This window comes from Streptomyces sp. NBC_00009 (assembly GCF_045040855.1).
Lineage (GTDB): Bacteria > Actinomycetota > Actinomycetes > Streptomycetales > Streptomycetaceae > Streptomyces > Streptomyces aureus.
The window spans coordinates 576,927-599,932 of the sequence record NZ_CP108312.1; the positions used below are offsets into that span (position 1 = coordinate 576,927).

The 23,006-nt window shown below is 68.0% G+C and carries 19 protein-coding genes and 2 pseudogenes; 9 read left to right on the forward strand and 12 right to left on the reverse strand.

Translation table 11 applies throughout. The features are described from left to right. Positions 1-9 precede the first annotated feature (9 nt). A complete protein-coding gene (locus tag OHA58_RS02675; RefSeq protein WP_405475954.1) occupies positions 10-1,344 on the forward strand; it encodes an amidase in 1,335 nt (444 codons plus the stop codon). A 57-nt stretch (positions 1,345-1,401) separates the two neighbouring features. Here the strand turns inward: OHA58_RS02675 and OHA58_RS02680 are convergent, their stop codons facing one another. Further along, entirely contained in the window at positions 1,402-1,788 is a 387-nt protein-coding gene (locus tag OHA58_RS02680; protein ID WP_405475957.1) for a hypothetical protein, read from the reverse strand. A gap of 28 nt (positions 1,789-1,816) precedes the next feature. Further along, entirely contained in the window at positions 1,817-2,491 is a 675-nt protein-coding gene (locus OHA58_RS02685; RefSeq protein WP_405475959.1) for a TetR/AcrR family transcriptional regulator, read from the reverse strand. An 82-nt stretch (positions 2,492-2,573) separates the two neighbouring features. Between OHA58_RS02685 and OHA58_RS02690 the strand changes: the two genes are divergently transcribed. Then, positions 2,574-4,010 (forward strand): FAD-binding oxidoreductase, encoded by a 1,437-nt coding sequence (locus OHA58_RS02690; protein WP_405475962.1) that lies wholly within the window; start codon positions 2,574-2,576, stop codon positions 4,008-4,010. 8 nt (positions 4,011-4,018) lie between these two features. Here the strand turns inward: OHA58_RS02690 and OHA58_RS02695 are convergent, their stop codons facing one another. Continuing rightward, the gene (locus OHA58_RS02695) at positions 4,019-6,376 is read right to left on the reverse strand and encodes a glycosyl hydrolase family 95 catalytic domain-containing protein (RefSeq protein WP_405475965.1); all 2,358 of its coding nucleotides are present in this window, start codon (positions 6,374-6,376) and stop codon (positions 4,019-4,021) included. Positions 6,377-6,572: 196 nt separating this feature from the next. On the opposite strand from OHA58_RS02695, the gene OHA58_RS02700 reads away from it, so the two are divergent. Both OHA58_RS02700 and OHA58_RS02705 read left to right on the forward strand, forming a co-directional pair. Next, positions 6,573-7,004 (forward strand): hypothetical protein, encoded by a 432-nt coding sequence (locus OHA58_RS02700; RefSeq protein ID WP_405475968.1) that lies wholly within the window; start codon positions 6,573-6,575, stop codon positions 7,002-7,004. Positions 7,005-7,564: 560 nt separating this feature from the next. Next, positions 7,565-8,971 (forward strand): annotated as a pseudogene (locus tag OHA58_RS02705) (NF041680 family putative transposase). A gap of 82 nt (positions 8,972-9,053) precedes the next feature. Here the strand turns inward: OHA58_RS02705 and OHA58_RS02710 are convergent. From OHA58_RS02710 to OHA58_RS02720, 3 genes and pseudogenes are all read right to left on the reverse strand, one after another. Next, positions 9,054-9,833, reverse strand: coding sequence for a hypothetical protein (locus OHA58_RS02710; protein ID WP_405475971.1), 780 nt, complete (start codon positions 9,831-9,833; stop codon positions 9,054-9,056). 152 nt (positions 9,834-9,985) lie between these two features. Beyond that, positions 9,986-10,466: pseudogene (locus tag OHA58_RS02715) on the reverse strand (IS5 family transposase); the annotation flags it as partial. A 13-nt stretch (positions 10,467-10,479) separates the two neighbouring features. Beyond that, positions 10,480-10,707 (reverse strand): hypothetical protein, encoded by a 228-nt coding sequence (locus tag OHA58_RS02720; protein ID WP_405485419.1) that lies wholly within the window; start codon positions 10,705-10,707, stop codon positions 10,480-10,482. Positions 10,708-11,191: 484 nt separating this feature from the next. Between OHA58_RS02720 and OHA58_RS02725 the strand changes: the two genes are divergently transcribed. Then, entirely contained in the window at positions 11,192-12,664 is a 1,473-nt protein-coding gene (locus OHA58_RS02725) for a tyrosine-type recombinase/integrase (RefSeq protein WP_405475974.1), read from the forward strand. 162 nt (positions 12,665-12,826) lie between these two features. Beyond that, positions 12,827-13,912, forward strand: a complete 1,086-nt coding sequence (locus OHA58_RS02730; protein ID WP_405475977.1) for an integrase core domain-containing protein — start codon at positions 12,827-12,829, stop codon at positions 13,910-13,912. Between the two features lie 279 nt (positions 13,913-14,191). Here the strand turns inward: OHA58_RS02730 and OHA58_RS02735 are convergent, their stop codons facing one another. From OHA58_RS02735 to OHA58_RS02760, 6 genes are all read right to left on the reverse strand, one after another. Beyond that, positions 14,192-15,658, reverse strand: a complete 1,467-nt coding sequence (locus OHA58_RS02735; RefSeq protein WP_405475979.1) for a class I adenylate-forming enzyme family protein — start codon at positions 15,656-15,658, stop codon at positions 14,192-14,194. A gap of 74 nt (positions 15,659-15,732) precedes the next feature. Further along, complete coding sequence (locus tag OHA58_RS02740) at positions 15,733-16,617, reverse strand: MBL fold metallo-hydrolase (protein WP_405475981.1); 885 nt, start codon at positions 16,615-16,617, stop codon at positions 15,733-15,735. A 174-nt stretch (positions 16,618-16,791) separates the two neighbouring features. Then, on the reverse strand, positions 16,792-17,622 hold the full coding sequence (locus OHA58_RS02745; protein WP_405475984.1) for a hypothetical protein: 831 nt from the start codon (positions 17,620-17,622) through the stop codon (positions 16,792-16,794). Positions 17,623-17,720: 98 nt separating this feature from the next. After that, a complete protein-coding gene (locus OHA58_RS02750) occupies positions 17,721-18,164 on the reverse strand; it encodes a tautomerase family protein (RefSeq protein WP_405475987.1) in 444 nt (147 codons plus the stop codon). Positions 18,165-18,231: 67 nt separating this feature from the next. Continuing rightward, on the reverse strand, positions 18,232-19,137 hold the full coding sequence (locus OHA58_RS02755; protein ID WP_405475989.1) for an alpha/beta hydrolase: 906 nt from the start codon (positions 19,135-19,137) through the stop codon (positions 18,232-18,234). Positions 19,138-19,310: 173 nt separating this feature from the next. After that, positions 19,311-20,375, reverse strand: coding sequence for an AraC family transcriptional regulator (locus OHA58_RS02760; protein WP_405475991.1), 1,065 nt, complete (start codon positions 20,373-20,375; stop codon positions 19,311-19,313). On the opposite strand from OHA58_RS02760, the gene OHA58_RS02765 reads away from it, so the two are divergent. The 3 genes from OHA58_RS02765 to OHA58_RS02775 all read left to right on the forward strand — a co-directional run bounded on the left by OHA58_RS02765 (position 20,365) and on the right by OHA58_RS02775 (position 22,908). Further along, entirely contained in the window at positions 20,365-21,411 is a 1,047-nt protein-coding gene (locus tag OHA58_RS02765) for an AraC family transcriptional regulator (RefSeq protein ID WP_405475994.1), read from the forward strand. The genes OHA58_RS02760 and OHA58_RS02765 overlap by 11 nt on opposite strands. Positions 21,412-21,917: 506 nt before the next feature. Next, on the forward strand, positions 21,918-22,640 hold the full coding sequence (locus OHA58_RS02770) for an integrase core domain-containing protein (RefSeq protein WP_405475996.1): 723 nt from the start codon (positions 21,918-21,920) through the stop codon (positions 22,638-22,640). Positions 22,641-22,689: 49 nt separating this feature from the next. After that, positions 22,690-22,908 (forward strand): hypothetical protein, encoded by a 219-nt coding sequence (locus OHA58_RS02775; RefSeq protein WP_266932554.1) that lies wholly within the window; start codon positions 22,690-22,692, stop codon positions 22,906-22,908. Positions 22,909-23,006 lie beyond the last annotated feature (98 nt).

A 23,006-nucleotide genomic window follows, 5' to 3' on the forward strand; every position in this document is an offset into this window, starting at 1 on the left:
GCAGCACACGTGCGGACAGTGAACCGACGGTCGTTTCTGGGGCTCGCGGCGGCGGCCGGGGCGGTGGTCTCCCTCGGCGGGCGGTCGGCCGCCGCGACGGTCGGAGCGGGCAGGCGTCCGTCGTCGGACACCAGCGCCGCCGGGTCGCCCGATCCGACGGTGTGGCGGGAGTACGGCGACCCGCTGGTGCCCGCGACCGGGCACGGTTCCCTGTCCGGGCTGAGCGTGGCCGTCAAGGACCTGTTCGCGATCGCGGGGCACCGGGTGGGCGCGGGCAACCCCGCCTGGCTCGCGGAGAGTTCGCCGCAGCGCATCACCGCCGCCGCGGTCGCGGCTCTGCTCGCGGCGGGCGCCGACGTCGCCGGGATCGCCCGCACCGACGAGTTCGCGTACAGCCTGGCAGGCACCAACGCCCACTACGGCACGCCGCCCAACCCGGCCGCTCCGGACCGCATTTCGGGCGGTTCGACCTCCGGTCCCGCCAGTGCCGTCGCCCTCGGCCAGGCGGACATCGGGCTCGGCACCGACACCGGCGGCTCGATCCGCATCCCCTCCTCCTACCAGGGCCTGTACGGCATCCGGCCGAGCCATGGGGCGGTGTCCACCGCGGGACTGCTGCCACTCGCGCCCTCCTTCGACACGGTCGGCTGGATCGCCCGCGACGCCGGAACACTGCGCGCCGCCGGGCGTGTTCTGCTGCCCCGCCGGTCCCACGGTCCCGCGCCGTCCGGTGTCGTACTCGCCCAGGAGATCATCGATGTGGCCTCGCCCGAGGTGGCCGCTTCGGTGCGGCGGGCAGTGGCCGACTGGCGCGCCGCGGGTCTGCCGCGCATCCGGACGCTGCGGTTCGACACTGCTGTGCTGCCCGGCTGGGTGCGCGCGTTCCAGACCAAGCAGGGGGTGGAGGCCTGGCGCCAGTGGGGGCCCTGGGTCTCACGGCACTGGGACTCCCTCAACCCGGACGTCAGGTCCCGCTTCGAGACCGCGTCGACGTACACACCGGACGATCTGGCCGCGGCCGAAGCCGTCCTGCGCGAGGCCCGTGCTCGCGTCGACGACCTGCTCGGCGATCAGATCCTGATCCTGCCCTCGGCGTCCTCGGTGGCCCCCACCCGCGCGGAGGCAGCCCTCGGCGGGCCGGTCATCGAACAGACCAGGGCCCAGACCTTCCGACTCACCTGCCTTGCGGGCTTGTCCGGCCGCTGCGCCGTCAGCATCCCCGTCCGCAGCCGCACCGCCCCGGTGGGCCTGTGTCTGGTGGGCCCGCGCGGCAGCGACCGGCACCTGCTGGATCTCGCGGTCCATGTGGCCTCTGAGGTGGGCGTCACCCCTTCGCTGCGCTAACGTTCACAACACACCCCTTCCCACCAGGCTCCGCTCCAGGCGGCGCGGCCCGTACTCCTACGGCGGCGCCGCCTCGCTCGTCGTGACGGTGCTGGCCAGTGGGCTCAGGCGCGGGCTGGAGATGCGTACCACGTCGCCCTCGTGGTGGGTGAAGCCTTCGCCGGGGGGCGTCCCGGTCCTGCGTCGGTGCGAACCGTACGCCCGCGAACAGGACGAAGCCGTCCGGGTGTTGGTGGTGGTCACCGTGCACGAACGCCACCAGGTCAAGGACGTCCCGGCTGATCCGCCACATCGAGCTGCTGCCGTGCAGGACGAGGCGAGGATGCCGATCCACGCGCCGGTCCCGGCCACCGAGCGAACCGGGGCCTTGGTGAGCACCTCGGGGTCAGGGCGGATGCCGACCTCCAGGTACTGAGACCACAGACCGTCGACCAGCAAGCGCACGCGCAGTGGTTGATGCAGGGGGCGTCCGTCACAGACCGTGCGCGGTCCGGAAGAACTGGTCGATCTCTCGGCGGCCGGGCGCCGGGAGAGACAGTTCCTCCGCCCCCGGGGCCCGTAGTCCGTCGAGGAGTACGCCGAGGAAACGGTCGGCCAGGTCCGCGGTGGCGGTATCGTCCGGCTCGGCGGGAAGGCGCGGCGGAATCGAGTTGAGCATCAGGACGATGTCGAAGGCGTTCACATCGTCACGCAGGACCCCGGCGCGCTGCGTGGCGGCCACCAACTCGTGGAGTGCGTCGAGGAGTTCGGTACGGATCGCGACCAGCTCGGGCCCCGACTCCGTGGCACGCCCCCGGGACACCGGGAAGAGCTGACTGCTGCGCAGCCCCACCATGTGGCGCACCACCCGGGTGAACGCGCCCCAGGAGCCCGGCTCCGCGGCCAGGGCGCGGCGGACCTGGGCCAGGCTCTCCTGCATCACATGGATCGCGATGCGCTCCACCAGGACGGCCTTGTTCGGGAAGTGCCGGTAGATGGTCCCCATGCCCAGGCCGGAGCGGCGGGCGACCTCCGCGATCGACGCCTTGTAGCCGAGGTCGGCGAAGACGTCCTGAGCGACCTGGAGGATCTGCTCCAGGTTCTGGCGGGCGTCGGCACGCAGGGGGCGGCCGTCGGCAGGGGTGGGTGGGGGTGTCGATGAGTTCATTTGTCTCCGATGCCAGCCTCCGTGACCGTAAGCGGAAATTGAATTTCCGGTTAGCTCTTGCACGGCTCCTCAGGAGGCCCCCATGACCATGTCGGCCACACCCGACGTCCACTCCGGCTTCGCCGACTTCCCGGCCGGCTTCCGCGGCACGTTGCTGCGGCCGGACAGCGACCGCTACGACGCGGCTCGCGCGCTGTATCAGGGCCGCGCCGCCGACCGGGGCCCCACACTGATCGTCCAGTGCGTCGACGCGGACGATGTGGCGACCGTCCTGCGCTACGCCTCGGCCCACGGCATCCCGGTGGCCGTGCGCGGCGGCGGGCACGGCTCCGACGGCTATGCGATGCCCGCGGGCGCCCTGGTCGTCGATCTGTCCTCGATGAAGGCGATCACCGTCGACCCGTCGACGCGGGTGGTGCGGGCCGAACCGGGCGTACTGCTCGGCGAGTTGGACGCCGCCACCCAGCGGCACGGCCTGACCGTGCCCGCCGGCACCGTCACCTCCACCGGCGTTGCCGGACTCACCCTCGGCGGTGGCATCGGCCACCTGATGCGCCGCTACGGCGCCACCGTCGACAATCTGCTGGCCTGCGAACTGGTCACCGTGGACGGCCGCACGGTCCGTGCCGACGAGACCGACAACCCCGAACTCTTCTGGGCGCTGCGCGGCGGTGGCGGCAACTTCGGTGTCGTCACCGCCTTCGAGTACCGTGCGCACCCGGTGGGCCCCGACGTGGTGGCCGGGCAGCTGATCTTCCCGATCGAGCAGGCCGCCGACGTGCTCGCCGGGCTGCCCGCGGTGATGGCCGCCGCCCCGCGCGAGCTGGGCCTGCTCGCCGCCGTCGCCCCGGCCCCCGCGCTGCCGTCCCTGCCCGCGCAGGCCCACGGCCGGCCGGTGCTTGCCCTCGTCCCGGTGCACAGCGGCGAGGTCGCGACCGCCCGCCGCGACATCGACCCGCTCGCCGCGCTCGGCCGCCCGGTGGCGGACCTGGTCGCCCCCATGCCCTGGCTGCGGGCGAACAGCATGCTCGACGCCGTCGCGCCCTACGGCAAGCGCATGAACCTGCGCGGCGGCTACCTGCCGGCGCTCGACACCGACGCCATCACCACCGTGCTGGCGAACGCCGCCGCCGCACCCGCGCACCCCGACGCCGCCACCACCATCAACCTCTGGTGCATGGGCGGCGCCATCTCCGAGGACACGGCCGAGGACGCCATGGCCTTCTCCCGTGAGGGCGCCGCCTGGCTGTGGGAGGCGGTCAGCATGTGGGACTCGTCCGAGCACGACGCACTGTACGAGCAGTGGGCGACAGCGATGGCCGAGGCGATGCGCCCTCACTCACTGACGAACGGCTACACCAACCTCACCGACGACCAGGGCCCGCAGTGGCGCCGGACCGTGCACGGCAGTGAGGACAAGCACCGGCGACTGCGCGCCGTCAAGGCCGCCTGGGACCCCGAGAACCTGCTCCGCTTCAACAAGAACATCACTCCCGAGTCCGCCGCGCCGGTGCACTGACTCCGCGTTCAGTCCGGCAGTCCCCAGGGGCGCCGCGCCGACAGTGCGGGCACGTCCCGCGGTGCGGGACCGTTGATCCTCTCGCCGGCAGGGGTCACCAACACCACTGCGCCCTTCGGGAGTTGGATCACAGCGCGCCCGACACCCGTCGTGCGGTACGGCAAACGTCGCCCCTGCTCGTCCCGTACGTCGATGTCCCCGCTGATCCCGTGCTCCAGGTCGAGCGGCGCGCCGGCCTCGCTGTGCACCCGTACCCATCGGGTGGTGCCGTCGGCCCGGTCGGCGTCGATGAGGAAGGCGCCCTGGGTGCGCAGGCCCTGGACACTGGCGTCGGGCCAGCTCGCCGACACGCCCGGGAAGACCCGCACCGGCCCGGAGTGGCTCTGGATCATCATGTCGAGCACGGACTGGCCTGCGGTGAGCGGGGATTCGACGGCGAGGTTGCCGCCCTCGACGTACATGGTGTTCTCGGTCAACCGGGAGTTGCGGAACACGTTGCCGTCGGTGAAGTACGTCAGCAGGTCGAGGGCCTGCTCGGGACGGCCGATCCGGGCGGCCATCGAGGACGCGGCGGCGAAGCTGTAACCCGCCCACTGCGTACGGTCCTTGACCCAGTGGTCGAAGGTGGTGTCAATCAGGGCACGGTCGGCGGGGCGCGCGTGGTCGTACTCGGCGAGCGGAAAGAGCCAGAGCATGTGCGAGAAGTGCCGGTGCGACTCGGTGAGCGGCTTGCTCGCGCCGACCATCACCCCGGTCGCGTCCTGCGGGTAGGGAGTGAGCCGGTCCAGGATCTCCTGCCAGCGGGCCGCCTTGGGGTGCGTCGTGCGCAGCAGCTTCAGGCACTGCAGGAGGGTGGTGCAGCCCCAGCGCACCAGGGACAGGTCGTAGGTGCAGTCCTCGGCGTCGGCCCACTCCGGTGAGCGGGTCAGCGGCAGATGCAGGGCGCCGTCTGAACCCTCGTACAGGAAGTGGTCGTAGAAGTTCACCGCGCGGGTGAGGATCGGGTAGAGCACGTCGCGGACGATCGCCAGGTCCATGGAGCGGCGGTAGCTGAGCCAGATGTTGTGCAGCGCCCACAGCAGGTTGCCGGTGTTGTCGGTCTTGGAGGCGGTGCCGGGGACGCCGACCGTCTTTCCGCCGGTGCGCAGCATCCAGTCCGAGGGGTGCGCGAGGGCGTAGGTATCGCCGTCACGGTACTCCGCGGGGACGGAGGTGGGGAGTTCTGCCTCGAAGGCCTTGAACGTCGAGGTGACGGAGTCGAGTTCGGGGTGGTTGGAGCCCTGCAGCAGCCAGCTGGCGATCTGCACGTTCAGGTTCCACCAGACGGCGGTCCAACTGCCGCCGGTCTCCGGATACCACGGCCCCCACTCGGACAGGGACGGCCCGTTCGCGCGGGTGGCGCTGGCGAGCTTGTACAGCTGGATCCAGTAGAAGTCCTGGATTCGCTTGTCGGGTACGGAGACGAAGCTGCGGCGGTAGTAGCGGTGCCACCAGGATCGGTGTTCGCTCAGCAGGCCCGTGGTGGAGGCGGCGAGGGTGCGGTCGACCGCGGCGAGGGCGAGGCGCGTGGTGCCGCTCAGCTCCTCCGGGTGCCGGTACACGACATGGGCGGCCAGCACCCGGCGGGTGCCGTCGCGGCGCTCGCGCCAGGCCGTGGTCCAGCCGCCGCCCGCTATCAGCGGCTGCTCGACATAGGAGGTGCCCTCGGCAGTGCCGGTCGCGGGGTCCGGGTTGCCCACGTAGTCGGCGGGCTTGTCCTTTGTGCGCGACGTGGTGGCGGGCATCCAGGTGAAGGACCAGGCCGCGTCCTCTTCCCCCGGGCTCGGCTCGGTGAACGCCACCAGCGCGTCACGGGAGTTGTGCACCAGGATGCTGAACGCGACGCTGCCCCGGACCGTGGTGATGGTGCCGCGCAGTTCGGCGTCGTACAGGTCGAGGGTCCAGTCGACGGCGGTGATCTCGCCGGAGAGGCTGAGGGTGAGACAGCCGATCGGCAGCCGGGAGTAGCCGATGGCCGCACGCCACTGCCCGCGCTGGTCCTGCACCTTGGTGTGGCTGAGCATCACCTGGAGGGTGTTCGCGGCGGCGCCCTTGGAGACGACGGCGCCCAGCAGCCCGTTGCCGAGCAGTGCGCCGTCCTTCCAGTCGGCAGGCAGCGTGCGCCAACGCAACGAGGCGTCGCGCGCGACCCATTCATGGGGCGAGACATCGGTGGAATGCGCGCTCGCCCCCACGGTGGCGGCAGAAGCGGCCCAGGCGGAGGCGGTCTGCGGGAGAAGCGTGGCTGCGCCCACTCCGGTGGCCAGAGTGAGAGCGGTCCGCCGGGTTGGGCGGGAGAGTGCGGCCGAGATGCGTCTCTCGTTCATATAAGTGACTCCCATACTCGGAGGTGAACCCGCGTCCCGGGAATGATGCAGTCAACACCCCTTAGCCACAAGGGGTCTTGAAGCAAGAGATCCGATCTTTTCGCGCGGCCGCGGACGGGAGGCCGCCGTCCTTGCAGTCCGGCGCGGTCCGATCGACCAGACGTAGCAGCGCGCCCCACTCGAGGGCGCAGGCGTCATGGTTCTCGCAGTCGGAGGCCGCGTCCCGCGCGCACGAGGCGGCCCTGACGCCTTCCTGCCGTTCCCTCTGCTGGAGCAACCCGAAGCCATCGAGCGGCTCGGTCTGGTGTCGTACGACATGGACTTCGATGACACCTCGCTCGATCTGCGCGAGTACACGGGAGCAGTACTTCGGCGTGTCTGCGCAGACACGCGGGCAGTAGCCTGGGCGGCTTTCGAGGGGACGTTCCACTACGACGAGCTCCTTACCGACCAGGTGGCCCACCAGGTCTACGGCTACTGCACGACCGGCACTGAACCGGTGGTCGAGTGGTACACCGTGGCCCTGCGAGGCGAGGAGTGGCACCACCGAATTGCCGAGGCTCGAGCGGCTTTGGATGCCCTGCTGTCCGCCTCGGAGATACGAGACAGGAAGAGCCGCACCGACTGAGTGTTTAGCTGCGCTGCAACGACCCCGCACCGATGCGGACGACCATGGACGCTTGCGGATAGTCCTTGCAGGTCGCGGGCGGTTTAGTCGCAGGTCGCCCGGTCGCTCGCATTGCTTCGGGACGAAGAGATCGCTCCGTTAGAGCTCGTAAAAGGATCTTGGGTGTTGGGGCTGGTCGGGCGTGACCGGTGTGATGATTCGGCCATTCAAGAGGTGTGAGTACTCGGCCGTGGATCGTGGACGACGACTTGTGGGCGCTGATCAAACGGCTGCTGCCTCCCTGGCCGGAGCGGTCGCCGGGGCCGAAGTCGGTGGACGACCGGCTGTGCCTGCAGCCTCATCTACTGGCGACAACTCAAGAAGGCCGAACCGTGATCGCGATAGAGCTCTTAGCTTGTTGTTTAACCTCGCCGGTTCACCTGACCCGCTGATCTTGGTTCCTTCCTGAGACAGCAGGACGGCCGTTCTTCACGCTTCGAAGTGTCGAGCAACGTCGCGTGAAGGAACGGCCGCTGGTGAAGAGTCCCGCTCCTGCATGTCTCGTAGACGCCGCGCTGAGCATGCTGTCCCACTTTCGTGTCGAGTTCTACGACTGCTGTACACCCGGGCGGATGCGCTCTTCGAGCTCACCGACGCGGTGCTGTGCGCTGATGGTCCGGTGACGTCGCTGGCCGAGCTCACCCTGACGGCCGAGCACCGGCGCGGGCACGGGGCGATATACGACGCGGTGAACCACGGCTGGCTGGAACCACGCCGCCTACGCCGGCTGCTTGCCTCCACGCCCTTGCCTCGTGCCGCCGACGGGCGGATCGTCCTCGCGGTCGACGTCAGCAACTGGCTGCGGCCCGACGCCCCGACCAGCCCGGAACTGCTGTTCTGCCACGTCTATGGCCGCGGCCGCAGCGCCGACCAGATGATCCCCGGCTGGCCCTACTCCTTCGTCGCCGCCCTGGAAACAGGACGGACGTCGTGGACTGCCGTCCTGGACGCCGTCCGGCTGGGTCCGGCCGACGACGCCACCGCGGTGACCGCCGCGCAGCTGCGCGACGTCGTCACCCGGCTCCGGCAGGCCGGCCAATGGACGCCCGGCGACCCAGACATTCTCATCGTCATGGACACCGGCTACGACGTCACCCGCCTCGCCCACGTCCTATCCGACCTGCCCGTCGAGCTGGTCGGCCGACTGCGCTCGGACCGGGTCATGCTCCGCGACGCAGGACCGCGCCGCTCCACCCCGCGTGGTGGGCAGCCCCGCAAACACGGCGGTGTCCTCACCTTCGCCAAGCCCGAAACTTGGCACACCCCCGACCAGGGCACCAACACCGTCACCACCCGCTACGGCAACGCCGAAGCCCTGGCCTGGGACCGGATGCACCCCCGCCTGCAGGCACGCGGCTCCTGGCTCGACCACTGCGGCGAACTCCCGCTGATCCACGGCACGTTGATACGACTCAAGGTCGATCACCTGCCCGGCGACCGCGCCCCCAAGCCGGTCTGGCTGTAGTCCTCGCGCACCGGCATGACCGGCAAGGAGGCCGAATCTGCGCTGGCAGGCGTTCCTGCGACGCTTCGACCTGGAACACACCTTCCGGCTGTTCAAGCAGACCCTGGGATGGACCGTCCCAAAGGTCCGGGACCCCCACACCGCCGACCTGTGGACCTGGCTGATCATCGCCGCCCACACCCAGCTCCGCTTGGCCCGACCACTCGCCGAGGACCTCCGCCGCCCCTGGGAACGACCCGCCGAACCGCGCCGACTCACCCCCGCTCGCGTCCGCCGTGGGTTCCGGCACCTCCGCGAGAAGGCGGCCCGTCCCGCACGCGTGCCGAAACCCTCCCGGCCAGGCCCCGGACGCCCGCCAGGATCACAAAACCGCAGACCAGCCCCCCGCTACGAGCCCGGGAAGACCGTGAAACGAGTCGGAACCCTCACCGAACACGTCCGCTTGAAGCAGCAACAGGGTTAAACAACAAGCTTTAGAGGCCATCTCATTTGGCGAGTCTGCTGTAGCAGATGAGGGTGCAGGCGGCGATGCTGGTCGAACCCGCTCAGCCGGCCGAAGTGTTCTGTGTCGCCTCGCGTGCCTCGGTGAGGGCTCGCTGCCTGAGGTTGCCGCCGAACAACTGATTCGTGGTGGCGGCCAGGATGTCATCCCTGCCGATGGTCCGCCCGTGCCCTCTGCGGGCGGACAGGGCCCGGAGGGAATCCTTGAGGAACGGGGGTGGGGCCGGTTCGCCCGACGTCACCAGGGTGACCGTACCGAAACGTTTGGCCCCGCCCTCGCGGACGACCATGGCCGCTTCCTGGGCCAGGTCCGTCAGGAACACGCTCGCGATTCCGTTCAGGTCGCGGACCATCGCCGGGACGGCCGTCGCCCCCTGGCTCCGCAGCAGCTTCTTGACCCCGGCTTCGAACCTGTGGGCGCCGACCACAGCACTCGGTTTCCGCGACCTGCTGCGCTTACGAGAAGGCACGATGACACCCTCGGCGTCGTACAGGACACCGGTCAGGCCTTTGAACGTCGGGCTGTGGTCGTACCATTTGGCCCCCACCTCGAGCTCGACGTTCCGGTCGATGGCCGAGACAAGGTCCCCGGGAAACAGCTTCTTCCGGGCTTCCTCCGCCGCCGTTCTCCGCGCGCCGTCGATGATCTCCGTCAGTACTGTCCGCGTCACCGACGCGGCGGCCCACGCGGCCGACCGAGAGACGTGCATCGGTGTCACATCCCTGAACACCGCTTTGACGAGAGAAGGCTTGAACGGCGGGACATCCATGACCGAGTCGGTTTCGGGATCACTGTGCTCAGGGCGTACGGGCTGTGCGGTCATCGGAAGAAGCGCTCCCTGCTGCCGGAGTTATCAAAGGCCTACACTTCACCACGCAGACCCGCTCTCTCTTCCCCTATCCTCCGTCGAAGCGGCGCCCGGGCAACGGCCTGACGGGCACATCCCGACGGCCGGGCCGATGATTAGAGATCATCTCATTTGGTGAGTCTGCGGTAGCACATGAGAGTGCAGGCGATGCTGGCGAAGGCCAGGAAGTGGATTGCCTGCCGCTCGTAGCGGCGATGCGATGGAGACGGCGACAGCCGGCGAGCCCGGCCATGGTGCGCTCGATGGTCCAGCGGTGGCGGCCAAGTTTCTGCGACGTCTCAACTCCCTTGCGGGCGATACGCGGTGTGATGCGGCGTAAGCGGAGCCATCGCCGAGGTGGCGGTTGTCATAGGCCTTGTCGGCGTGGAGTTTGGCGGGCCGCCGTCGGCGCGGCCCGCGCCGGAACCTGATCGGCGGGATCCCGCGGACCAGAGGTTCAAGCGCTTGGCTGTCATGCAGGTTGGCACCCGAGATGCCGACGGAAAGCGGAAGCCCCGTGCGTTCAGTGATCAAGTGGATCTTCGAGCCGTACTTGCCCCGATCCACAGGATTCGGACCCGTCAAGTCCCGCGGCAGCGGTCTGGGCGAAGGCGGCGACGACCTAGGCCTGTTGGTCGATGAGCAGTGGCTTGCCGTCAGCGGTGTACTTGAAACCTTTGGCGGCGGCTGCAGCGTCGGCGCCGCAGAGTACGATTCCGTCGTGATTTTTGAGTGCGGGGAGGCTGATGGCCTCTTGGTGCTTACCGCGGGTGTGTATGAGGATCTTGTCCTCAAGCAGTTCCCAAGCCGGCCGTGTTCGGCGTAAGTGGTCGCCGAGTTGTTCTGTCATCCGCCCCTCCCCGGTCACGGATCGCGCAGTGCCCACTTCAAAGGGTGCAATGGGCAGGTAGATGCGGCAAGGGGGCGTTCTGGTCGGAGAGTTGGCGCTGTCGGCGCCCGAGCACGCCGTTATCTGCCGGATGCTCCACGAGTCAGCGCGCTCCCGGAGCAGTTCCTTGGCGGCGCATCCGGCCCGATGAGGGACTGCCTGATGAGTTCGGCCGCCTGATCCCTCTGGGTGCCGCCTTCAGCTCTTGTCGCTACAACGCAGGCGGCTGGCCTTTCCGGCGAAGGTGAGGTTGTGCATCCGCGCGATGCCGAGCCTGCTTCGCCACCTCAGTTAGGCAGTGCTGGAACGGTTGCTCCCTTGTCGCCGCCTCAAGGGATATGACCAGGTCAGAGTGCCTGCCGAGAACGTGGTGGTCGCTTGGTGGTCGCAGTGGACGGAGGCTGGAAGTGTCGGCGTACCCTGCCGCACGCTGGAGGCGATCACCATGCGTACAACCACCCCCGCCAGCCGCGGTCGTGTCTACCGCCGCTGCGGCTGCCGAGACATTCACCGTCACCAGCTCGGCGCACACTGCCCACATCTAGTCACGGACAGCGATCACGGGACCTGGACCTTCGCCGTCGATGTCCCCACCCCGGATCACCGCCGGGCGACCGTACGCCGGGGCGGATTCGCCAGCCAAGGCGACGCCGAGCAAGCACTGCACCGATTCCTCGAGGGCGAGGCGGGCGGGTTCGACGCCGACCCCAACCAGACCGTCACCGACTACCTCAACGCCTGGCTCACCGAGAAAGCACTGGTGCTCAAGCCGACCACGATGGCCCGCTACCGGGACTACGTGCGCAACGACCACATCCCCGGCTTCGGCACCCTCAAGCTCGACCAGCTCGGACACCGGCACATCGCCGCCTTCGCCACCAGCCAACTCGCCGCCGGCCGCGGCAAGATCACCCTCTCCAGGTGCCTGGCCACCCTCTCCAGCGCCCTCGGCGACGCCGTCCGCCAGCACCGCCTCCCCCACAATCCGGCCAGTCCCCCGGTCGTGCGCCGCCCGCCCTCACCGGAGCGGCGGATCTGGACACCAGAGGAGGCGGCCCGCTTCCTCTCCTACTGCCACCGGGCCGACCCCGCCATGGCCGACCTGTTCGAGGTCCTCATCGGCACCGGCATGCGCAAGGGCGAAGCCCTCGGCCTGCACTGGGACGACGTCCACCTCTCCGAGGGCGTCCTCTACGTGCGCTGCGCACTCTCCGCCATCGACAACAACCGCCTCGCCCTCACCACCCCCAAGACCCGATCCAGCCGCAACTGGGTCGCCATCTCACCCCGCGTCGCCGCAGCGCTGCGGCATCGGGCACGAACGGTTCCTCGCACCCACAGCGATGCTGCCGATCCTTTCGCCGGATTGGTCTTCTGTCGGCCCGACGGCCGCCCGCTCGGACCACAACTCGTGCTCGACCGTTTCCACCACCTCTCCGACGAAGCCAGCATCCCCAGGATCACCGTTCACGACCTGCGGCACCTGGCCGCCACCATCAGCATCACCGCGGGCGTACCGCTCACTGTGGTCTCCAAGACCCTGCGGCACTCCACCCTGTCGACTACCGCGAACCTCTACAGCCACCTCACCCAGCAAGCCGCACGCGAAGCAGTCGACACCATCGACCGCACCCTCACCCAGGCCGAGACCACCAGCCTTCGAACCCACCGGCCGACCCGGCCACGACCACCACGCGACCACATCCGCAGCCTCCGCGAAGCCTTCCGCCGGCTAGGCAAGCCTGCCCCGCCCGCCTTCAGCACCGCCGTGAACCAGCCGCACCCAAGGCGTGCGACCACACTGCGACCACCACGCCCCGGAACACACGAAAGGCCGCCCTCTCGATCACGAGAGAACGGCCTCCGACCTGCGACAACACAAGTCGGGACGACAGGATTTGAACCTGCGACCCCTTGACCCCCAGTGGCGAACGTAACGCGCCGTCGGCAGCGCCGAGGGGGCAGAAGGCAGCTGTTCGCGCACGTCACGAGACGCACAACGTGTGGGGCTCGTAAAAGTCATCGCTGCAGGTGGGAGCCTACGTGCCAGGCCCTCCGCGGTGGCTGGGATGCTGCGCGTGTGATCATCTCGATGCTGTACCGGGCCACCCGGGCGCTGCTGTCCATACCCGCGGTCCTGCTGCGCCGGGACACGGCCAAGGACGCCGAACTGCTGGTGCTGCAGCACGAAAACTCGGTGTTGCGACGACAACTCAACGGTCCGGTCCGCTACGAGCCCGCGGACCGGTTCTGGCTGGCCGCGCTGTCGTCGCTGATACCGCGCCGCTGCTGGAGCAGCGTCTTCGCGGTCACGCCGGGGACGCTACTGGCCTGGCACCGCAGGCTGATCGCCAAGGAGTGGGACTACTCCGACCGACGCCGACGCACCGGGCGTCCACCCACGGCGGCCGCGCTCAAGAAGCTGGTGCTGCGCCTGGCGCAGGAGAATCCGCGGTGGGGCCACCGGCGGATCCAGGGCGAACTGGCCCGACTGGAGCACCCGATCGCGCCGTCCACGGTCTGGGAGATCCTGCACAAGGCCGGCATCGACCCCGCCCCGCGCCGCACCGGCCCGAGCTGGCGCGAGTTCCTCACCGCGCAGGCCGAGGGGATCATCGCGGCGGACTTCTTCCACGTCGACACGATCACCGGCAGCCGGCTGTACGCGCTGGCGTTCCTCGAACACGGCACCCGCAGACTCCACATCACCGGCGTCACCGCCCACCCCACCGCACAGTGGGCGACCCAGCAGGCGCGCAATCTCGCCGATGACCTGGGCAGCCGCGTCGAGTCGCTGCGCTTCGTGCTCCGCGACCGCGACAGCAAGTACACCGGCTCCTTCGACACCGTCTTCGAAGCCGAAGGCATGGACGTGCTGCTCAGCGCACCCCAGGCACCGCGCATGAACGCCCACTGCGAGCGCGTGATCGGCACGATCCGCCGCGAGGCACTCGACCACGTTCTGCTCCTGAACGAGGCCCACGCCCGGCAGGTCCTCGCCGAGTACCAGGACCACTACAACAGACATCGGCCGCACCGACCCCGCGATCAACGACCGCCCGAGGCCCAGGAACAGCCAGCAGTCCTGGATGGTTTCGAGCCCCGCAGGCTCTTGCGCACCCGGATCCTCAGCGGAGCAATCAACGAGTACCGACATGCCGCTTGAACTGCAGCGATGACTTTTCGAGCCCCACAGGGGTCGTCGGTCGCGCAGGCCGTGGTGAGTTGCGGCGGTCGGACGCGGCGCGGGACATAGAACCGTTCGCCAGATGTTCGCCCCTTGCCTCGCGGTCGTCCATCCTCACCATCATGCCCCTGAAGCGTCACGCCGGCCCCTCCGGCCGGCACCTTCGAAGACGATCCGGTGGCGGGAGAGAATCTCGCCCCGCGGGCCACCCGACCTTCGAAGATGGCGAGCCCTCGATGACCGAGCATCTGCTGGTGGTCAATGGGATGGCAGGGCTGCGGCGTGAGCGGCCCGCAACGAGGGCTTGTCGATCTTGCCGACAGCGTTCTTGGGGATGGCGTCGACCACGAGGAACGACGTCGGCCGCTTGTAGCCGCTGAGGTGTTGCGCAGTCAGCGCTTCCAGAGCCGCGGGGTGGACAGTCATACCAGGCCGCGGCTGGACGTAGGCGACTACCACCTCTCCCCACTTGTCGTCAGGCACACCGATGACGGCGGCCTCGAGGACAGACAGGTCAGCCGTGAGGACGTCCTCGATCTCCTTGGGGTAGATGTTCTCGCCACCACGGATGATCATGTCTTTCGATCGCCCGACCAGGGTCAGGTAGCCGTCCGCGTCCAGGTGGCCTACGTCGCCTGTGTACAGCCAGCCGTCCACGATCGTCTTCGCCGTGTCTTCCGGCCGACCGAGATAACCACGCATGACGTTGGGGCCACGCACGATGACCTCACCATCCATGCCGGTCGCCAGCTCGTTGCCCTGCTCGTCGACGATCCGGAGCTCCTGCCCCGGGACGGCAACCCCCACGGTGCCTGCGCGGCGCGGACCCGCGACGGGGTTGACGGTGGAGAAGCAGGTTCCTTCGGACAGCCCGTAACCCTCGATGATGGGGAACCCGTACCGAGCCTCGAATCGGATCGGCAACTCGGCGGAGGCGGGTGCTGCGCCGCACGTGCCGTAACGCAGCGAGGACGTGTCGGGTCGAACGTCGGCCGGCAGCGCCTCGAGCACGTTGTAGATCGTGGGCACGGCACTGAAGTAGGTGGGTCGCTCCCGCTCGACGAGATCGAAGAAGGTCTTGGGGTCGAACCGGTCGGTGATGAAGACACTGCCGCCTGCGACCAGCGGCATGAGCACGCTGATCACGATGGCGTTGACGTGGAAGAGCGGCAGGATCAGCAAGCAGCGGTCGGTCGGCCCGGCCTCGATCGCCTGGCACCCCATCGCCGCCATCGCGTCGATGTTGGAGTGGTCGAGCATCACGCCCTTCGGTACGCCCGTCGTTCCGCTGGTGTAGATCAAGAGTGCCGGCGCGGTCGAGTCCAGCTGCGGCGTCGGACATGACCCCTCCCCCTCTCCGTACAGGTCGTCGACGGCCAGCGTGGCGACGCCTGCGGCGGTCGTGCCGTCCTCGACGACCAGCACGCGTGCGCCCGAGTCGTCGAGCTGCCGTGCGACCTCACCCTCGGTCAGGCTCGGATTGACCGGGGTGACGGTCGCCCCGAGCCGCCAGGCCGCGAACAGCAGAAGCACGAACTCGACGCGGTTCCTCAGCTTGAGCGCCACGACATCGCCAGTACCGATCCCAAGGTCCTGAAGGTGACGAGCAGCAGCCCGGACACGGGTCAGGAACTGGGCATTGGTGAGCGACTGACGTCCGTCGGCAACCACGGGCCCATCCGGAGTGGATGCGGCGCGACGGTCGGGCAGAGAGGCGAAATTCATGGTGAGGTCACCTATCGTGGTGTGGCGCGTTTCAACGCGAAGGCAACAGTGCGGGCTTCGGGTGACAGGCTCGGTCACTCAGCAGCATCGCGCTTCGCGATCGCCTCGCCGGCGGAGAACTGGAGCGTCCAGACGTTGCCGTGGTGCGGGTACTTCTCCACCATGGTGGCCACCAGCTCTTCGGCGTCCTTCGCGACCTCGGAGGCAGCCGCGAAGTCCTGGATGTAGGCGCGGGTCTGGGCGATCATGGTCTCGACCGCGTAGTCGTCGCCGTCGGGCCTGCGGTGTCCGGACACGATCATGCGCGGGCGGAGGCTCTCCACGGTGTCGACGGTCTCGAGCCAGTCCTGCCACTCATCGGGCGTCGACAGGCCGAGCATCGGGTGGATCTCGTTGTAGATGGAGTCACCGGCCACGACGACGTCGATCTCGGGGATGTGCACGATGCTCGTGGGATGGATGTCGGCCTGCTTCACCTCGATGATGTGCAGGGGAGATCCGTCGACGTACAGCGTGTCGCCTTCGAGCGGCTCCGGAAGCGGCCCCGCCATGATGCAGGTGTCGCCGAACAGCATGCGCCACTGCTCGATCTGAGGCTGCATGTTCTGCTTCATGGACTCGACCACGTGGGGCAGCGCCACGGCCTTCGCCTCCGGGAACCGCTCCAGGAGCGGTCCGAAGCCCAGGTAGTGATCAGCGTGATCGTGGGTGATGTAGATCGTCGTGAGGTTCTTGCCGGTGCGCTCGATCAGGTCACCGAGGTCGCGGACGTCGTCCTTGAGGTAGAGCGCGTCGATCAGGACCACCTCGGTGGCGCCGCTCACGAGCGTGGCCGTGGTGGGCGAGAAGGTGCCGGTCGGTACGCCGGGGAACTCCTCGGCCGGGATATTCGGCCAGCGACCGACGAAGGCCGTGGCGCGGATGGGTGCGGCCGGCGAGGAGTGGGTGTCAGTGGTCACGAGGTACCTCCGGTTGCGGTGTTGTCGGCCGACGCGGCATTGCGCACGTCAGCGGGCTAAGTCACGTTATGAACGCACGCTCGGTGACTCATAGAACGAGTGCGCCGAGCGCTGGTATGCGAGCGCCACGTTGCTCTGAAGCACCACCGTGGCCGCTGGAGCGGTTGATACGGCTCACTGCAGGACAAGCAACCCCGAAGAGACTGCGGCAGCGCAGAGTGCCAGAGTGATCGCGACGGTCGGCGCGACGCGCCGTTCGCTCGGCAGGGAGCGGAAAAGTCTGGACAGCGTGATCATCGCTGCGACCGGTGGTGCGGCTCGCCAGAAATCGCGCAGGGCCCCGCGACCGGCAGCGGCGAGCGCGGTATCCGCATACGCCGTCATCCGCGTCAGTGCGCGTGTCGTCTGCCCCACATTCGTAGGCGAGGGTGCTCGGCCCGCGACGACGGCACGCAGCGCCTCCTCGAGCGGCTCCAGTCTGTTCGACCAATGTGCCCGGAACACGATGGTGCCTGAGGGGTCGATGATGTACGCCGAGCTGGGGCGCGTGCCGAACGCGCGGTGCACCGTGCCGTCGATGCCGTCGACGGCGACCTCGAAGCCGAAGCCGTGGTGGCTCTTGAGAGCGCGCGCGTTACGCATCTTCTCGTCGATCATGCGTGGCTGCGGAGTGTCGGCGCCAGGGTGTGCCTCACGAACGTTCACCACCACGAATCGGATCGCGTCACCGTACGTGCGGTGCAGGTCGAGCAGCCCCCGCCCCGCGCTCTCGGTTACCGGGCAGGTCAGCGAACCGAAGACGAGCAGGACAGGACAGCCGTCCGCGGCGATACTTTCGCTGCTGAAGCGGCCTGCGTCAGTTGTCGGCAGGTCGATGTGGGGAATCCTGTCCCCGGCTCCTAGGTCGCCCCCCGGGATCCGCAGATCGCGCATGATGTCCGCGAAGGTCGGCCGGTCGATGCGGTAGCGGGTGCCCTCGCCGCGGGTGGTACGCGCTGTGGTCATCATGCGCTCCTCAGACGGATCCTCCGGAGATGGATGAGGTCCCGGGGCCCGCACGGTGGACAGGACCCCCACGGTGCCTCGGGACCTCGGTCAGGGGATCAGCCGGCCAGCTGCTCGTAGGGGACGGGCCGGTTCTCCCTGGCCCAGAGCTTCTCGATGTCGGAGTCCGGCGGAGGCGGAACGAGGCCCTGGACGCGCCAGAGGTCCATGGGGGTCTCGTCGATGTGGACCTCCCAGTCGTAGCCGCGCTCCTTGACCAAAGGCGCCAGCTTCTCCTCGATGATCTCCATGCACATGAACCGCATCTCGGGGTCGTCCATCTGCCGGGCGATGTGGTCCGTGCGGATCCGTATGAAGTTGTTGTTCGCCTTGCCACCGACGTACATGGTGTTCGCTGGCATTTCCTTGAACAGGACGACGACATAGAACTTCGGCAGCTCAAAGGCGTAGTCCGTGTAGAGCGAGGTGATCCTCTCGGACAGTTGTTCCTTGTCCTCCGGGGTGAAGCTGTTCTCGGGGGTGAAGATCTCCCAGTACGGCATTGCGGCTCCTTGATGGATGGATCGGTGACGGAAGGTGCGGCTCGTCGATGCGGCTCAGGAGGGGGGCTCAGCCCCGGAGGTGCTTGACGAAGTGGTCCCGTGCGGCTGCGGAGAGCTCGTCGAAGCCGGGGCCGCTGTAGAAGTCGAAGTGGCCGCCCTGCTTGACGATGATCTGCTTCGGCTCCCGGGCCTCCTCGTACGCGTCGAGGGCCAACTCGAACGGTGCCACCCTGTCGTTGTCAGCCACGATCATCAGGAGCGGGGTCGGCGCGATGCGGCTGATGAAGGTACCCGGGGCGTACTCGGTCACCATTTCCATGCTTCGAGCCGTCAGCTCGTTCTTCCAGTTGGGCGCCCGGTCCGCCGACGTCTTGCTGAACCACTCGTAGGCGTCGGCCGCGGGCATCACGGCCTGCGCCGTAGGGTCGGCCGCGACGACCGGGACCATAGCGGGCTCTCCGCCGGTGAACCGGTTGAGTCGGTCGCCCTCCTGGATCGCACGGAAGACTGGGATGAAGTCCGGCCGGATCGCCCGGCTCAGGGTGCGCGGACCCGTGATGAACGGCACCTGGGAGACGACGGCCTTCACCCTCTTGTCGATCGCCGCGACCATGAGGACGTGTCCACCGGAGAAGCTGGAGCCCCAGATGCCGATCTTCGACGCGTCCACCTCGGGGCGGGTGGTGGCGTAGGTGATCGCGTTCCGGAAATCCCGGTACTGCAGGACCGGGTCGACCTCCTGGCGGGGAGTTCCCTCACTGTCGCCGAAGTTCCGGTGATCGTAGGCGAGCACGTTGAGGTCGGCTTCGGAGAAGACCACGGCATAGTCGTCGAGGTGCATCTCCTTGACGCATGACAGCCCGTGCGCCAGGACCACGACCGGTGCCGGCGTGCTGGTGTTCCTGGCCGGATAGAACCAGCCCCGGAGGGTGACGCCACCCTCGCCCTTGAACTCGATGTCTTCTCGATTCATGTGATCTTCCGATTCGCTTGCGATGGTCCGTCGGTCGTGTGGAGGTTCACTCGGAGTGATCCGACACTCGCGAGTAGTGGTGTCGGGCCCAGAATCCACGAATGCCTGTGAGGGCTCATAGAAGGATCGCGCCGCGGGGTGGTACGGGTGTGCCACGGCCTACGAGGAGTCGGTCAGGCGCATCCGTGGGCTTCCCGGTAGTCGCCGGGCGACAGCGAGAACTCTCGACGGAACTCCCGTCCGAAGTGGCTGGCATCGCAGAAGCCCCACCGGTGCGCGATCGCGGCAATGCAGAGGTTCGTGTTCACCAGGTCGCCTCTGGCCGCTGCCAGGCGGTGCATGCGGATGACCGCCCCGACGGTGTCCCCAGTCGACGCGAAGGCCCGGTGGACCGTCCTCGGAGAAACGCTGTGGGCGGCAGCGAGGTCGGCGACTCTGATCGGTCCACCGGCGAGATGGTCGATGATCCAGTCCTCCAGCCGCCGTCGGAACAACTGCAGGAACTCGTCGTCGCCGATGTGGGGCCGACTCGCACGGATCATGCCGGCGATGAGGACGAGGAGGGCGTTGCGCGCTCCCTCGACCTCCGCCGCGGACATCCGTCCGATATGACGGTCCATGCTCATGAGGAAGCCGCGGAGGAGGTTGGCCAAAGGGTTCTGAGCCGTGTCCAGGAGCAGGCAACCGGGTGCGCCGCCCCCCGCGTCGAACGGGGACAGGGCGCTCATGGGCACCCGGACCGTTCGTTTGGCCAGGTGATCCGGGATGACGAACCGCCCGGTGGTGCGGGTGCTCATGATGAGAACCGTTCCTGGTCGCAGGATGACGGTCTCGTCAGAAGTCTCGATGATCTGTTGGCCGGCCTTGGCGGCGAGGAGCAGCAGCGCGTCATCGTCCTGACGCACTGCGTTTCTGCCTCGGGTCCCTTCGACCTGCGGGCACACCCAGTCGGTGATGAGAAGGTCTCCGAGGTCCAGCTCCTCAACAGATCCGAAGCGCTTGACCGGCCCTGTGGGCTGCAGGTCCATGGAGGCAAGGCGGTCGCGGACGGCGAGCCTCCAGCGGACGTCCAACTCTTCGGGTGTCAGTAGGCCAGCGGGGCTTAGCATGGATGGGGCGACAGTCACTTCGGCTCCAGCTCGGTAGAAGCTGTCCTCTCGGTCGTGACTCGTAGTTTGCTTCGTCGAAACATTCCGGTACTTGCCCTGAGGCGACAAGGATTTGTCCTTGCGTGACACCGATCTTCCTGTCCGGTGCTCTGCCCTGCAGGGGCTGTCCGCGCTCGTCACCGAGATCGGCGACTCGGGCCCCGAACTCCTCGCGGCATATGGCTGCGACGAGGCGAGGATCGCCGAGGGCAACTCGTTCGTCAGTCTCCGACTGGTGGAGCGCGTTCTCGAGGAGACAGCCGGCCGATTCGCGCTTCCGGACCTCGGGTTGAGGATGGCGGCGCAGCAGGATCTGCATGTGCTGGGACCGCTGGCGATCGCCATGGAGAACTCACGCACGATCGGCGAGGCCGTCGAGTGCGCGAGCCGGTACCTGTTCGTCTACAGCCCGGCCCTCTCACTCGAGGAAACCGACGATCCGCTGGGAAGTCCCGGTGTGGTCGGCCTTCGCTACACAACCGCGGGCATCAACGCATCACCACAGGCGATCGACTACGGCATCGGGATCGTCCACCGAGTCCTGACGCTGATCCACGGCGACGCACCCTACGGACTTCGTTCGGTCCTGCTTCCACACGCTCGCCTGGCACAGGAAAGCTCCTACCGGAAGTACTTCGGGGCCGAGGTCAGATTCGACTGTCCGAGCGCGGTCCTGCGCGTCCCGAGCCAACTGCTCTCGACACCGGTCAGCGGCGGCGATGAGCTGCTTCACGACATCGCGATGGACCATCTCGAAACGCACTTCGGCCACCAGCACGTGCCGATGTCGGACCTGGTCGCGGCGATTCTCAGCGAGCAGCTCGGATCCAGCGGTCCGGACCTGTCGAAAGTCGCGCGCCTGCTGAGTCTCCACCCGCGTTCACTGCAGCGGTCCCTGTCCAAGGAGGGCACGACCTTCTCCGGCGTCGTCGATCGTGTACGCAGGAGTCAGGCCCTGGACTTGATCACGACGACCGACCTGCCCTTCTCGCAGATCGCGGCCAGCCTGGGGATGCAGGAACAGTCCAGCCTTACTCGTGCGGTACGTCGGTGGTTCGACACGTCACCTTCGAGACTGCGACGCGAAGGACAGGAGCCGAAAGGTCAGTCCGCCCTCATCGACTGAGCGTGCTCCGCGAGCCCCGAGCCGGCCCCGGGTGATCTCGTCTCTCTACGGTCTCAAGTCCGCCGTCACAGGTCTGAGTTCGGAGCTTGTGGGTGCCCGAAACTCGGCTACCGCTGTTGGCCTGGGACTTGCGGTCGGGGCCAGGCGGGGCGAGATCCTGACGTATGGCTCTGCGACTGCTGTATCTGATCTTCCTGAAGGTCCTGGGATGGATTGCGTTGCTGACACGATCGGAGACTTCGAAAAACGCTGAGATTCTCGTGTTGCGGCACCAACTCGCCGTCTTGAGGCGCCAGGTCGCCCGGCCGAGACCCTCGTGGGCGGACCGAGCAGTGATCGCGGGTCTGACTCGGCTGCTGCCCAAGACGCTTCGACCGCATTTGTTCGTCACACCAGGCACCCTGCTGCGGTGGCATGCCGACCTGGTCAAGCGGCGCTGGACCTACAAGCAACGGAGGCCGGGGCGGCCGGCGACCCAGCCGAGCGTGCGGGAGCTTGTCTTGAGGATGGCCACGGAGAACTCGACCTGGGGCTACCGCAGAATCGCGGGCGAACTGGCGGGCCTGGGCCGCCCGGTCGGCGCCTCCACGGTATGGGCGATCCTGAAGAAGGCCGGGGTCGACCCGACACCTCGCCGCTCAGGCCCGACCTGGGCGGAGTTCCTGCGCAGTCAGGCAGTGGGAATTCTGGCGGTGGACCTCTTCCACGTCGATACCGTGCTGCTGCGGCGCCTGTACTGCATGGTGGTCATGGAGATCTCCACCCGGCGGGTCCACCTCCTCGGCGTCACCACCAACCCGACCGGAGGCTGGGCGACCCAGCAGGCCCGCGACCTCCTCATGGCTCTGGAAGACCGGGTCAGACAAGCAAGGTTCCTGATCCGGGACAGGGATGCGAAGTTCACCGACGCCTTCGACGCCGTCTTCGCTTCCCATGGCATCCAAGTGTTGCTCAGCCCGGTCCAAGCCCCGCGGGCGAACGCATTCGTCGAGCGGTGGATCGGTGGATGCCGCCGCGAACTCCTCGACCGAACCTTGATCGTCAACGAACGGCACCTGCGGCACGTCCTCACCGAGTACGAGGCACACTTCAACACCCACCGGCCGCACCGGTCTCTCGGTCAAGCAGCACCGCTGCGACCGCTACCCGACCCTGTGCACCCCGGGAGCAAGGTCATCCGCCATGATCGACTCGGCGGAGTGATCCACGAATACACGCAGGTCGCATAGGGCGGCCGAGTATCGGGCACCCACAGGCAGCAACAGCGTGCGCGTCCACGTGACCACCAACGCGGGCGTGCACAATCGCGAGCAGCAACTCAGACTGGTGAAAGACATCTCCGCGCTCATCGCCAAGGCCGCCGGAGACGCTTCCCTCGCAGAGCGCACCTGGGTATCACTGACCGTGAGCGTTCCTTGCGGCTGGGGCATCGGCGCGCATGCCTACACCAACCAGGAGATCGTACGGACCGCGAGGAAGCTCCTCGGCAGGGACTGAATACCCGACTGATCGGAGCAAATCCCAAGCTCAGGCGACATCCGGTCGGTGGTGCGCGGCTTGACCGGCCGGTCTTTCAGGGTGCTTGCGCCCATTTC

Coding starts and splice junctions, on each gene's coding strand:
- OHA58_RS02685 (WP_405475959.1), bottom strand. CDS start 2,491: ATGAACTCATCGACACCCCCACCCACCCCTGCCGACGGCCGCCCCCTG.
- OHA58_RS02690 (WP_405475962.1), top strand. CDS start 2,574: ATGACCATGTCGGCCACACCCGACGTCCACTCCGGCTTCGCCGACTTC.
- OHA58_RS02695 (WP_405475965.1), bottom strand. CDS start 6,376: ATGAACGAGAGACGCATCTCGGCCGCACTCTCCCGCCCAACCCGGCGG.
- OHA58_RS02700 (WP_405475968.1), top strand. CDS start 6,573: ATGGTTCTCGCAGTCGGAGGCCGCGTCCCGCGCGCACGAGGCGGCCCT.
- OHA58_RS02710 (WP_405475971.1), bottom strand. CDS start 9,833: ATGACCGCACAGCCCGTACGCCCTGAGCACAGTGATCCCGAAACCGAC.
- OHA58_RS02720 (WP_405485419.1), bottom strand. CDS start 10,707: ATGACAGAACAACTCGGCGACCACTTACGCCGAACACGGCCGGCTTGG.
- OHA58_RS02725 (WP_405475974.1), top strand. CDS start 11,192: ATGCGTACAACCACCCCCGCCAGCCGCGGTCGTGTCTACCGCCGCTGC.
- OHA58_RS02735 (WP_405475979.1), bottom strand. CDS start 15,658: ATGAATTTCGCCTCTCTGCCCGACCGTCGCGCCGCATCCACTCCGGAT.
- OHA58_RS02745 (WP_405475984.1), bottom strand. CDS start 17,622: ATGACCACAGCGCGTACCACCCGCGGCGAGGGCACCCGCTACCGCATC.
- OHA58_RS02750 (WP_405475987.1), bottom strand. CDS start 18,164: ATGCCGTACTGGGAGATCTTCACCCCCGAGAACAGCTTCACCCCGGAG.
- OHA58_RS02755 (WP_405475989.1), bottom strand. CDS start 19,137: ATGAATCGAGAAGACATCGAGTTCAAGGGCGAGGGTGGCGTCACCCTC.
- OHA58_RS02770 (WP_405475996.1), top strand. CDS start 21,918: ATGGCCACGGAGAACTCGACCTGGGGCTACCGCAGAATCGCGGGCGAA.